Consider the following 13,749-nt stretch of genomic DNA (forward strand, 5'->3'; position numbering starts at 1 on the left):
ATTTGCCGAAGGCATGGAGTTTCATGAACAACATCATCTTAAAGAACACACGGGGCATGAGTTCCACAAAACGATTATAGGAGACGGCTGCTGGGAATTCATGCTTGAGCCACCCACGGATACAGTTCTGATAATACTCCTTGAAATTACGATATGTACCGAAATGATAGCATACAAGGATGGTCATGATTTCACTCTCGGAAAGCCTTCCCTTACGATTCCTAAAACGTTTTCCATTGCTATTATAGGAAGGTAAACATAGGTTTTTACTCAGTTCAACATTCAAATTCTTGTCAAACTCATCAATAATACAGAAAATTTCTATAATTTTGTCTTTGGTAATCATCGCTTAGTTGTTTTGTAAGTTATTGATTTACAACTATAAAGTTACAAAAAACTAACAAGATTACCAACTTTTATAGAGACTTTCTTATCCCGAACTCGCGTATTATTGATGAGTTTGACAAGAATTTGAATGTTTAACTGAGTAAAAACCTATGTTTACACAATAGTGTCCTAAATAGTCGTTCCTTAAAAAAGGTTTATTTTATTGATTTATAGTCAATTATCCTCTTATTTATTTGTATATTTCTGCAAGTTTTTGTACCTTTACAGTATAAAACTTGCAGAATTTTATGTTAAAAAGAACCTCCAATCAACTATCATAATTCTCTTCCTTAGAGGATATGCTCAATCATAATCATCCTCTTTACAGGCTTGCCAATAAAATCAATTGGCGTAGATTTGAAGATGCGTTTTCTCCTTTATATTGCAGAACCAATGGTTGCCCTCCCATCCTATTCGTTTGATGTGTGGTCTTTTAATCTTGAAACACGTGCGTAATATTTCCGATGAAAGCGTCGTTTTACAGTGGAGTGAGAATGCTTATTATCAGTATTTCTGCGGTCAATTGGAATTTCTTCCCAAGGAACCGTGCGAAACTTCCGATTTGGTTCATTTTCGAAACCGTATAGGCGAGCAAGGAATTGAAATAATCCTTGCGGAGAGCATTCGTGTCAATACGGAGAACGATGATGAGAATCATTTTGGCACGGCTTTTATTGATTCTACGGTACAGTAGAAGAATATCACTTATCCAACGGATGCGAAGTTGCATAAAAAGATAATCAAACGGGTTCTCAAAATCGTTCGTGAAAAGAAACTTCCTTTACGTCAGAGTTACCGAAGAACTCTGAAAAAGATTTCCCTTGACCGGCGTTTTCGCAATCACCCCAAGAATCACAAGAAGGCAGTCAAGGCAGACCGAAGTTTGCGCACGATAGCCGGTCGTTTGGTCAGAGAACCTGACCGCAATCTTCCCGATAAGAGAGGTTATGAAAAGATGTTTGAACTCTTCTATAAAATTCTTTCTCAAAAACGTAACAGTCCTGATAAGATATACTCGCTTCACGAACCGGAAGTACAATGCATCAGCAAGGGCAAGTAACACAAGAAATATGAGTTTGGCAACAAAGCCTCCTTTATCCGCTCCTTCTCGGGAATTATTCTTGCAGCGGTTTCTTTCAGGAATGAATATGACGGTCATACCGTAGAAGCAACCTTACAACAAATGGAAAGAATGACAGGCAGGTGCATTGATAACTTGGCAGGTGATAGAGGATATTGAGGAATAAAGCAAGTCGGGACGACAAAGATACTCATACCGGAGTCCACAAAACACAACGATGGTTATTATCAAAAGAAAAAGAAACACAAACTGTTTTGCAAGCGTGCAGTAATAGAGGCTACCATAGGATGTCTTAAAAGTGATTACAGATTATCTCGCAACTTTTACAAAGGTGTGAAAGGAGATGCTATAAATATAATGTTGGCAGTGGCGGCGTATAACTTCAAAAGAGCAATGAGAGTTCTTTTGTGGTTCATAAAAATAATCTGTGAAAAGTTGAAAGGAAGCAACTTTTCACAGGAATATGCGTTTGCAAAAGGAAATGAGTAAGGGAGTAGATCTTTTTAAGGAACGACTACCTACCTTAGTGTTGTATTTCAAGACAAGAAAAATCATTAATGACACGGTGGAAAAGCTTCGCCGCTCGCTCTACCACAGCAAGCTCCACGAAGGGCAGAGGGATGTCATCAAGGGCATCAGGTGACTGCTGCTGAAGAACTGCGAGGACATCAAGACGGAAGCAGCAAGGAAAAAACTGGAGGAGGGCCTCAAAGTCAACTAGCCGCTGTCTAAGGCATATTACCTCAAGGAGAAGATTACACTCGTCTTGGGGCAGCCAGACAAGCATGCCGCCAGGAAATGGCTATACGACTGGATAGAGAGACCATCAGAAGTGATATCACGCAGATAGCCACGGCCGGAATGTCGATGTTCAAGCACAGGGAGGGCATCCAGGCCTAGTATGACAGGAGGATTACTACTGCCATGGTGGAGGGTATCAACAACAAGATCAAACTGATGAAGCGTGAAACTTATGGTTTCACAGACGACCGCTACTTCAAGCTCCGTCTGCTATCCCTGCACGACGCTGGTATCACGTCATTCCTGTGAAGCCCCTTATTCTCTTATGGTTTTACCTACTTTCGAGAATTCATTCCGAATACCTTCTAACAAGTCCGCTTTCCTAATAATATTCTCCTCCCGGCTCATGGCAGATATGGAGCAGTATTGGACGACATTGATAATAGATCCTCCAGCTAATTCATAATCTTCAGCTATTTGTTTAATATTAATAGTTTCTTCCAATTCACATAAAGGCGAAAATGAAGATATCCAAAGTCTTTCACGTTCTTGGGCATTTGGCATATTGAATCTGACCATGATCTGGAATCTTCTGGCAAAGGCTTCATCGATATTCGACTTTAGGTTGGTGGAGAGAATGATGAGTCCCTTATAGTCCTCTACACGTTGCAGCAGATAGGCTACTTCCTGATTAGCGTATCTGTCATGGGAGTCCTTCACATTTGTACGCTTTCCAAAGAGTGCATCCGCTTCATCGAAAAAGAGAATCCAATCCTTATTCTCCGCTAATTCGAAAACTTTAGCAAGATTCTTTTCAGTTTCTCCTATGTATTTAGACACCACCATCGACAAATCGATGCAGAACACCTGTTTGCCAATCTCTTTTCCAAGTAAAGTTACAGTGAAGGTCTTTCCGCATCCCGATGGACCATAGAACAATGCTCGGAAGCCTGGTTTAATACGGCTGCTAAGTTGCCATTCTTCTCTTATCCTCTCACCATATTTTACCCACATCTTAATCTCATTGACTTGCCCCATAGTCTTTTCGTCAAGCACCAGTTCGTCCCATGAGCGTGTGGTTGAGATAGCCTTGGCAGGAAAATTATTTGAGAAGCGAGGGATAAATGGACGTTCAAACAAAAACAGATCGAGCAGTTCATGAGGCGGGCTCAGGATCCAGTTTGAAAAAGAAAGTGTGTTATTGTCTTCGTGATAAGAAAGCCATGAAGAGATGATAGGATGGCTAGTGAAACGTTCAGCAAGAAGCATCTTGGCTTTAATATCTTCTCCAGCAAGGATAAATAGGGCAGTACCGAGAGTAGGGACAATAGCCCCGTCGCTTCGACCTTCTACGCAACCAAACTCCACGAACCGTTGTCCTGTGTCTGAATTCTTAACCAGGAAACAGTCAAGAAGCTGGGGTTTTAATACCGGCACCCATGACAGTATCAATAGAATGCGATCTTCCGTTCCCAGATTGTTTACTTTTATGAAACGGCTATATGCTCCACTATTATCATTGATGACAGGTGGGGGAATCTGGTTAATGTCTTTCACCTCACTTTCCTGATTGAAATAGAGTTTCATCCTGGCTACAATTACGTCTGTCAGCCATTGCAGTTCTTCAAAAACTAATGCATCTGTCATAGTCCTTATTTGGAGTTTTACTGAATCATAGATTTCCCTTTATCGTTGACAAAGATAATGATTTTTTCTTAATCGCTATCTTTTTTGATTTTAATTATTTCACATTATTCCATAATAATCGAAAGTCACATATAGAATCCTCTATAGACTTAACATCTTTTAATGACAAATACTTTCATTTCTGATGATTTTTCTTTTAATTTGCATAAAATTGATTTTAACCATATTGAAAAAACTTATGCATCTAACACACCAGTCTGATTCCAAATCTATCACAACTAAAGATAGAAGAGATAAAGCCACAAATGAGGGAGTTTCTTTACCTTCACGTACGATTGTACACGCTAAATTGGAGATGACCTCTCCACAAGATGCTGAAGAGCTTGAAGCTGATGCCGTGGCCAACGAAATTGTAAGCGGCGGCAAAATAAGACGCAAAATATCACAAGGCGGCTCAGGCTCTTCGGGTATCGCTGTGTCTTCACAAATGGAGAGTCAGCTTTCAAGATTGCAAGGGGGGGGGGCAGCAGATGCCTTCTGGATTGCAGAATATGATGGAAAATGGTTTTGGCCGTGACTTCTCTCAGGTGCGCCTGCATACAGATAGTGACGCAGTTACCATAAGCTCCAGCATTCAAGCCAAAGCATTTACCCTTGGTAATGACATCTATTTCAACCAAGGACAGTATTCTCCAGAGAGTTCTGAAGGACAGAAATTAGTGGCTCATGAATTGACACATGTGATACAAGAAAACAGGAAGGTTGGTAGGTTAGAAGAGCAAGTTGTGATAGAACCTTTTAATAGGATTGCATTAGACGATAAAATCACTGATATTTGTAATAATGTTAAAGCAAAGATTACTATTTATAATGCTGAAATTCAAAAACCTGTTTTGAATAGAAATCGGATGGTTTTAGATTTATTTAGAAACAGCTATAAAGAAAATGTTGACTCTACTTCGAGTACTCCTAATACGGTTTTTATTAATAACATAAAGAATCTATTGGAAGTATTAGAAAAAAATGTCAACAAGTTGAAAATATCTACTATTGGAATAGATAAAACAAGACAGGATGGCTCTGTGGTATTTGCTGAAACAATTATAGATAATATGAAAATTGACCATGAGATTATTTGCTATAATGGATTTCTTAATCAAAACTTGGAGAACAGAGCTTTTACTATTATTCATGAATTTTCACATATGTATATGAATGCAAATGATGATTGTTATTGGTCAGTAGCAGAAACTGCTGAAGACTATTGTGGTAAAATGTCAGATACCAGTAAAGAAAGTGTTGCAAGCGCAATAGAATATTTTGTTAAGAAAGTATATTATGGGGATTTTAGGAAACCAAATGTACCCAACGTTCCTCTTGGTACGAAGAAAGAATTTGATATAGGTTCTAAAATAAGCCCTCAGTAACCCCTGTGTTTTTTACAAGAAACTCTTACAATATGTATTTACTCGATTGCTTACTTACCAATCCACGTGAATCAAATAGTCCATCCAGGACAAGGCGATGAGGTTAATATTCCAGGGAATTTCCTCGAGCAGGATGTCAACGCCATGCGATTCCACACGGAGAATCCAGTCGTCTTGACTACGCTCAATCATTCCAGGACGACGGACGAATGTCTCTTGGAATCCTGCCACGGATGTGTTTTTTATCACTGTCCAGTTGTTAATAACAGCTTTGATCAAACTGGTTATTTGGTTTTGTTCTTCTTCTGTTATCTCGAAATCATAGTCTAAAGGCAGTAGGATATTGATACCGCATAGCAGTTTGTTTAAAGTCATTAAATGGTCCTGTGGCGGCTCAGTAGAACCTGTCAAGGCATGCAGAAGATAAGCAGCCCTGAATCGACATTCATCGCTTTTGAACTCACCCAAGGGATCCATCAATCCTATCCTCGTGAAGAAGGTTCGCAAGAAAGGATGGAAAAGTACGAGTCCTGAGTTCCACACAGAAATACGCTCTTTTATTAGGGGCTGCTTCTTCACTATCTCCGTCAATCGCTCCTTAAGACTTTTCTGTGACTCCAAGAGCGAAGCGTTCATGTTGTCCTCCACTTGTATTTCTTGAATGACTGCCTGCAATTGCTGTATTGACTCTGTAGTCAAAGGCTGTGTAAAGAACTTATGCCTGAACTCATCTATCGAAGCAAGACAATGCTCAAGATCCGTGGCTTCTTCCTTGTATTCTTGCAATGATGCAATCATTTCTTGTATCGTAACAAGATGGTGTCTGAGTGTTTCATAAATAGATAATTCCACGGAAGACTTAGCTGCCATTTCGGCGATAACCTCGTTTATGGCAACCTCGCTATCTACGAAGCAGGAAACGACATCTTCTAACGCCCAAGAACGATGCCTTGAATCGCTTTCACGTCCTTCACCAACGGCTTCATTTTTCGTCACCTCTACAGATTGATTATCAGACGAAATACTCGCATCTCTTTTGTATGCTGTTGACGAAGTAGAGGACTGGTCTATAATAGTAAGGAAAGATTCAAGACGGCGTAAGACCATGTTGAGCTGATTCTTTATTGCGGAATCTACCTTATTGATGGTGTCAATGCAAATGAAAACAGAATCAATGGCTACTATCATTCTCTGAATGCTCACAACAATTATATGACTTTCAGCTTCTGTAATCCATTCTTTCAGGCTTTGAGTAAAGACTTCTAAGGCACGGGCTATCGTATCTATTGCCAAGGAAGGGTGCTTAAATGGCAGAGAAACTTCTGGCGACTGGTTCTGAAGATATTTCTGCTCTTGTATAGTTAGATTATTTTCTATAAGATTGTAGGATACGTCCAACACTCTGATCACGTCAGTTATTTGAACAATCGAACTAACCAACTCGTTTTCGAGGTTCTGCCACTCTTCGACCAATTCGTCATCAATCCCTTGAACTTGTTTCTGTTGTGCTAATTCATTTGGCTTAATAATAATAGCCTTAGAATCGTTGCCGGGTGCAGATCGAAACTTGTGAATCAATGCTTCTATGGTCTTAATAGTCTGTTGGACAAGTGTTAAAGATTCATTGTCAGAACGGCTTGTATCGCGTAATGCTTGCAAGAAACTCCCTTTGTCTGGTAACTCTTGAGTGAAGACTTCGGGCAGCAGTTGCCTTTCGTTAAGGAAACCAATTGTTGAGACAAAAGTCTCGGTCTGTTCCTTTTGATTGCCAAACATCACCAAACGGAGCATGTCTTTGAGATAAGGTATAAGGGCATGGACAGTAGAAGGATGATTCTCTGCAATCGTATTAACGAAAGAGGCATATAGCTTGCCCACTTGCCGTGGCTGTTGTGACAGTATGCGAAGCAAGACCCGCGCATACTTCTCCATATCCTGTATTGGCAAGGCCAAAAAACGCTGGCAGGCTAACAGGTCATGAGTAATCAAAGAAAACAAATGTTGAAAACAAATATCTGAATGAAATGCCTCCTCAATACCTTCTTTACAGAATGCCTCATTGTTAAATGATTCTATACTTTCTATTTCCCAAGGAAGAAGAGCGGTCTCTATGTAATTCAGGAATGTTGATACATTCTTTGGCAAAGAACGTGTCTGTTCTGATATCTTCGCATGCTGGTCACTACATTTCTCCAACAGAATTCTATAAAGGGCATTCTCTATGCTGAACGGGAGATCGTGTTCTTCTATATTGCCCAACTCCAACACCAAAGGTTTATCAATCTCAATCTCATATTCTTCAAATTGTTTGAAGACACGTTCCAAAGCGGGAAGAACCTGCTGTTCATATAGCAGGTTACTTCTCTCTTTGGCCTCGTTTTCGGGGGAATCGAGATTCAGATCAATGAGTACTTTGCGAATCAATTCAACTATGACACAAATGAGTGAATAGAACTGTTTTTATTCTAGATAAGTCATGATATAATTCTTACGATCTGGTTGTTTATTATCCCTGCCGATATATCCCACTTTCGTGTAATTCTTGAGGATACTTATAATGGCTTTAGCATCGGCTTCGTTGTCAGCAATGAACATCCAATGATTGCCATCTCGAATACTCCACCCCGAACTTCCCATTGATACAGCAGTCAAGTTATTAGGATTGTAACTGATCAAATCCGTTTTTGTTAGAGGCTGATTTGTCAGACCACTTGTTCCTGCCCAGAACTCAAAAATATAATCCATACGTTCTGCTCGTTTGTTGCTTCTTCCTATGAAACAATGTAGATTATGTCTCATAGCAATACGCATGCCATTATAGGCATCTTCACGATTTGCGAACATAACCATTCTCGACCTGCCGTCTGTAAGTAAATACTTGCCATCTTTTTCTGCGATTACTTGCAATGCGTTTGGATTATATGGAAGATTGTCAGATACACCAACACTGGAAGTTACAGAGATTTTTGCGGTTTGTGATGTTATAGTATCCGTAACGGTGACAATGGAATTACCTGGATTCAGGGCATGAACTATTATACTATTTCCAGTAATTGAAGCTGAGACTATGGACCGATTATTAGTTGTTACAGAATAGCACCCATTACCAGAAAGAATATTAACAGTTTTATTTGTATGTATCACCATAGAAAGTGAACTATAAGAAAGGGTCAGATTCTTCACTACCGTCACGCTAATCGTAGCTCTCTTCAACGATTGTTTGTCGGTCACGGTGATGGTGGCACTTCCAGAATTCCCACTACTGATGTATATGCTACTGCCGCTCAATGAGGCTGTGGCTATAGCCGAATCATTGCTCACTACAGAATAGTTTCCATTTCCAGAGGTGATGCCAACCGTTACTGTAGCATTCACCATCAAGGTAACTGCGCTGTAAGAAAGGGTCAGATTCTTCATTACCGTCACGCGAATCGTAGCTGTCATCGACGATTGTTTGTCGGTCACGGTGATGGTGGCACTTCCTGCTTTCCTACCACTGATGGATATGCTACTTCCGTTCAATGAGGCGGCGGCTATAGCCGAATTATTGCTCACTACAGAATAGTTTCCATTTCCAGAGGTGATGCTAACCGTTCTTGAAGCATTCACCATCAAGGAAACAGAATTTTGAGCAAGAGCCAATGGACTTATTACTTTAATGCTAATCGTAGCAATCTGTGATGTCCGCGTATCGGTAATAGTGATGATGGCATTTCCCGCCTGTATGGATTTGACCACTATAGTATATTTGCTCAATGAAGAAGTGACCACCGACGGATTACTGTTCTCCACAGAATAATTGTCATTTCCAGAGGTTATGTTTACTATCTCTGTATCTTTCTCAATGAGAGTAAGCGATTCTTTTTCAAGAGACAGGACATAAAGTTGTTTCAGGTCGAAATAATCGTTCCATTCTGTCTTTCTGTAAGCAGCGATTTTTCCGAAAGGCACTACAACCTGTATCGTTTTTTTACATCCAGGCTGGCCTTCGAATGTTGGCGGCTCTACGTTCATGAGACTTTCAAGGTTGATACTCTTCAAATCGGGGCATGAAGCAAAAGCATTCGTGCCTATGCGAGTAATATTAATGTTTTCAGGGATAATAATATCTCTGCATTTTGGCTGACAGAAAACAAGAGTATTGTCCTTCACGAAAAGACCATTATTCTCCTTAAATGAACCATCCTTATCTATTTTGATTTTCACATTGCCAGAGCAACCTTTAAACGGATTATTTTCGATGGAAATGACAGTATCAGGTATAGTTATTGAAGCACAATTAATTCCTTCGAAAGCACCATCCATGATAGCCACAACATTGAAAGTATAATTGTGATAACAAACGGTTGGCTCAATTATCAGTTGGTCTTTGGTTTCAACGCCTGAAACAGATTGAATGCTGACCTCTGAGTCGTTCATCTTAGAATAGATAATCTTTCCAACCGTGAACTTGTCGGGTTTCTCGCCATCAAAAATAGTGTGTACATTCCAATTTGTGGCACTATTGTAAAAAACATAGCACTTTGAAGGAACATATACTGTCATCTTTTTGTTGAAAACATCCTTTTCCAAGGCGACAGGAATCTCGCTATCACATGTGATTTTTGTGAGGGAAGTGCATTTCTTGAATGCACCACTGCATATTTTCTCAATTTTGAAGTCATCATCGCCAAACTTCACCGTAACAGGAATTGTCACCTCCTTTAGACCTGCTTTCGCGTCAACTATTTCTGCAGTCCTCTTGTTTTTATCAATATTTAGATGATATTTAATTCCCTCATGTTCATAATCAGGCAAAACGAGATGATAGTTGTTCCAGCTGCTTTTGCTGTAAATCTTGTAAGCCGACACAGAAGGCAGAACCACATCTAGTTTATCAGGCAGACCGGATTTCCCGTCCATTGTTATCATATCATCCTTAGGTATTACAATCTGGGTGAGACTGCAGTTCTTGAATGCATTTTCACCAATTGAGACAATGTTTTCAGGAATGCCATAGTCCTTAACGTTACGGCCTGCAGGATAAGCAATGAGCTTTCTTTCCTTCTTCCCAGTCTTCTCAAGCAACACGCCATTTTCAGCTGTAAACCTTTCGTTGTCCTTTCCAACGGTAATCTCAGTAAGCTTTGTGCAGTCAGCAAAAGGATTGCCCTCTATCTCCCTGACTGCTTTCGTGATGCTTAGATTCGTAATCTCCGTATTCGACCTGAAAGCGCCATCAAGTATTTTCACCACGGAATAGTTAACACCGGCAAATGGGACACTCTCATCGATGACTTCCTTTTTCTCATCCTTCCACTTGACAAGTGCTGCTTCCTTATAATCCGAGGCAGCTATGATTGAATAAACATTGTTGTTGAACGTGAAAGTATTGTCATCCTTCTGAACTCTCAGATATTTTTCCAAGGTGTCTTTGAATTTGCTGTTGTACAAGCCTTCATCCAGGAAAGCATAGCAATCTTCCAGTTTCGCACCCGTGAAGGCCTCGCTTTCAATTTCAACAGGCTCGGTTTGGGTGAATTTGATTCGCTTTAGGTTGCATACATTTGAGAAAGCATAATCTGCAATTGATTTTAATTCTTTCGATAGAGTTAAAACTACATTACTTACTTTAGGCGGACATACCAACAGGCAAAGACCTTCTCGCTCACGTTTGTATAGCACCTTGCCTTCAATTAAAAAATTGTCATTCATCCCATTATCGTGGAAGCGAATAGATTCCAAATTGGGACAAAAGGCGAAAGCTCCCTTGCCTATTTCAGACAGATTATTGATAGGGAGCACAAATTCCGTGACGTATGAGTTTTCACGGAAAGCATTAGCATCAATGGAGATGACCCTGAATCTTTTTTCGTTATAAGTTATTGTTTCTGGTATAGATATGGTCTCAGACTGCAGAGCGTAGTTGTCCTTATCAACGCTAACGGATTCATCGTCTTCCAGAACACGATAAAGGATATGGTCTTTGCCAACAAAAAGTTTGTTGTCCTCTATTTCCCCTAAACTATTAAAACACTCGGAACCTCCACATCCATAGGGAACGGATAGCCTAACGGAATCGCAGTCTTCAAACGCATGTTTAGATAGTATTTCGGGGCAGGAAAGGAAGTGAATGACCAGGTTTTTGCAATTTGTAAATGTCCCGCTGTCAATCTGTTTTACTTTCTCAGACAGGTACACCTCTTCCAATGCCGGACATTCTTTGAAACAGCTTGATCCGATGCTTACACTAACATCATCCGTTGTGAGTCCGTGAATAAAGTTTACACTTTTGAGATTAGCGCAGTCTCTGAATGCCTGATTGCTGATTCTTTTCACGTTGGGACCGAAAGTGATAGACTTCAGATTATTACAACCTTTGAAGAGCTGGAACTTTATAATATCCACACCTTCATCGATAGTTACATCCGTCAGCTCATCAAAGTTTACTGTTTTAACACCATCCTTCCGACTCAATACGGTATATATAACTCCTTCTATTTCTTCTTCTTTTATAACAAAGAACTCTGAAAGATAGTTGTCTTTTGTAATTGTAATAGATTTGTTCATGATTTTGTTTTATTATGTTATTAATTCTATTAAAAGTCATTTGATAATTGTAGGGTACCAGAGGAGTCGGATTCTTTCCGAATCTGCTGCAGCCAATCTTCATTGAATAATATGGAAGACGTGGGCACATCCATTACGAATATAACAGATTTTGAGGCTGTTATTAGTAACAAAATGCTGCTATAATCCACTCCGCCTTTATAGTCTATGCCAAAAGTTCGAATTTGTTTGAATGCTTTTGGGTCATTATTTGCCAGATTAGCGAGTATGATATATTCAAAGATTTTGTGTATTTCCATATCAAAATCTTCTTTCAATGAATCTACAGTATCTATGACGACATTATTTAATCCGTCAATAGCATCGGAGTCAAAACTCTGGAAAGATTTGATGTCGTATTTTTTACTCTTAATATTATCATAAATTTTCAAAAGAATATTTTTATGATTTTTATCTGTATAGCCATATTCTTGCATTAATTTCTTAGCCTTTTCAACATGAATCTGTTCTATTGATACCTTCTTGTCTGAGTCTGTGTAGTTAAGGATATCATAGATGCGACGGTCACCAGCCAATTCATATTCAATCATAAACAAAGGAATTCTGTTATTGGCCATCTCCGCTTCTAGTTTCTTAACAACCTCTTCTTTTTTTAATCCCTTTTCTGTTTCAATATTACCATATAGCGTCCACCTCAAGAAATCAGCTTGTTGGTAGTCACTCTGTTCGAGTGTTTTCTTTAGTGATAGATGTGACTCATTGTGTGCATCCCAATACTGTTCGAATTGAGGGGATTCTTTGTAATAGGAAGGAATCATGCGATCACCCAATTTCGCACTTGATTTTACAGGAATCAAGATTGGTCCATCAGATGATTTTAGGTTTGGGTCAAAATTGTTTATCATTAACTTTATTCGCTCGAACATACGCTGGATGACGGTTTCTGCTGCATTCTTTCCCAAAGCACTTGTCACGCTTTGGAAAGCAGAACGAGATGAAGCTTCATTGCTATTTGCAGTATTTACTGAGCCTAATACAACTTTGTTCTCTAAATTACCTGTATGATCACTCGTCTCTATACCATCGTATCTGTTATGGTAAATGTTGTATGCGACGATAAATTCATTAAATGCCGACAACAAATCATCTGCAAATGCATGGAACTGATGGCTTTGCCGATTATTGAAATGTATGCCTTTCAATTTCTTCTTCATGTTCTCACAGTCTTTAATGTAAGATTTCATGGCTTCGGGCACGTAATTGGCAACGCCGATAAAGTTGTCTAATCCTTCCATCAAGATATTTCTCTTCTCCTCGAAATGACGAGCAACACGTTTCAAGAAAATGGGCAACACAGGATATTCAACAAGATCTCCCATGGAAACTGATTTCGGTTCAGAAAGTACAGGAGCAGAAGCTGTTTTTTCCTTTACAGACGATTTGACATCTTTCTTTCGCACGAGATAAGGAACAACATCCACCAACACTTCCGTGCCTTTCATCGTGCATGACTGACTGGTACAATACTGTTCGGGAACTTCCTGGAAATGTACTTTCAATCCAAGCACAAATTGATCAATATCTGTGACATCTTTCAACGGTTTTTCATTTTTGTCTTCTACCAAAGTGTATTCATCCCTGTTCTCCAACTTGGCATAGCTATAGGTGCGTGTTTCCGGTAATTCTACCAGCAGCCCGGACTCTGTAATTGCCGTTCCAGGATTGATGGTAATGTTGGCTTTCTTGTCTTCAACGTCATAACTGTATCCCAGACCATTCAGCACACCATTTCCCAACATCAGGCGGCGCGTAATCATCACTTGTTGATGCAGAAAATCAAAACTGCGGTTCAACGCCTCACTCGTCAGGATATTTCCTTCAGAGTATTTTGGATATTTGTTGTTTGCCATATTGTAT

7 protein-coding genes and 2 pseudogenes are annotated in these 13,749 nt (G+C 39.6%); 4 read left to right on the plus strand and 5 right to left on the minus strand.

The window, feature by feature from the left end:
- Positions 1 to 346, minus strand: a pseudogene (locus tag EHV08_RS11580) (IS982 family transposase); the annotation flags it as partial.
- 340 nt (positions 347 to 686) lie between these two features.
- Between EHV08_RS11580 and EHV08_RS00610 the strand changes: the two are divergent.
- Positions 687 to 1,957: pseudogene (locus EHV08_RS00610) on the plus strand (IS5 family transposase).
- Positions 1,958 to 2,380: 423 nt separating this feature from the next.
- Positions 2,381 to 2,518, plus strand: a complete 138-nt coding sequence (locus tag EHV08_RS00615) for a transposase (protein WP_262707386.1) — start codon at positions 2,381 to 2,383, stop codon at positions 2,516 to 2,518.
- Between the two features lie 6 nt (positions 2,519 to 2,524).
- On the opposite strand, the gene EHV08_RS00620 is transcribed toward EHV08_RS00615, so the two are convergent.
- Positions 2,525 to 3,856 carry an ATP-binding protein gene (locus EHV08_RS00620; protein ID WP_126677519.1) on the minus strand — a complete coding sequence of 444 codons (1,332 nt, stop codon included), beginning with the start codon at positions 3,854 to 3,856 and terminating at the stop codon, positions 2,525 to 2,527.
- 184 nt (positions 3,857 to 4,040) lie between these two features.
- Between EHV08_RS00620 and EHV08_RS00625 the strand changes: the two genes are divergently transcribed.
- Both EHV08_RS00625 and EHV08_RS00630 read left to right on the plus strand, forming a co-directional pair.
- The gene (locus EHV08_RS00625) at positions 4,041 to 4,433 is read left to right on the plus strand and encodes a hypothetical protein (RefSeq protein ID WP_126677520.1); all 393 of its coding nucleotides are present in this window, start codon (positions 4,041 to 4,043) and stop codon (positions 4,431 to 4,433) included.
- Positions 4,408 to 5,283 carry an eCIS core domain-containing protein gene (locus EHV08_RS00630; RefSeq protein ID WP_203227031.1) on the plus strand — a complete coding sequence of 292 codons (876 nt, stop codon included), beginning with the start codon at positions 4,408 to 4,410 and terminating at the stop codon, positions 5,281 to 5,283. Before EHV08_RS00625 ends, EHV08_RS00630 begins: the two co-directional genes overlap by 26 nt.
- A gap of 54 nt (positions 5,284 to 5,337) precedes the next feature.
- Here EHV08_RS00630 and EHV08_RS00635 read toward each other — a convergent pair whose 3' ends face one another.
- From EHV08_RS00635 to EHV08_RS00645, 3 genes are read right to left on the minus strand one after another with little or no spacing between them, the layout of a single operon-like run.
- Positions 5,338 to 7,707, minus strand: a complete 2,370-nt coding sequence (locus EHV08_RS00635; protein WP_238987980.1) for a contractile injection system tape measure protein — start codon at positions 7,705 to 7,707, stop codon at positions 5,338 to 5,340.
- Positions 7,708 to 7,743: 36 nt separating this feature from the next.
- Positions 7,744 to 11,832 (minus strand): leucine-rich repeat protein, encoded by a 4,089-nt coding sequence (locus EHV08_RS00640; RefSeq protein ID WP_126677523.1) that lies wholly within the window; start codon positions 11,830 to 11,832, stop codon positions 7,744 to 7,746.
- Positions 11,833 to 11,861: 29 nt separating this feature from the next.
- Positions 11,862 to 13,742 (minus strand): hypothetical protein, encoded by a 1,881-nt coding sequence (locus EHV08_RS00645; RefSeq protein ID WP_126677524.1) that lies wholly within the window; start codon positions 13,740 to 13,742, stop codon positions 11,862 to 11,864.
- Positions 13,743 to 13,749 lie beyond the last annotated feature (7 nt).

Source organism: Prevotella koreensis, assembly GCF_003977605.1.
Classification (GTDB): Bacteria; Bacteroidota; Bacteroidia; order Bacteroidales; family Bacteroidaceae; genus Prevotella; species Prevotella koreensis.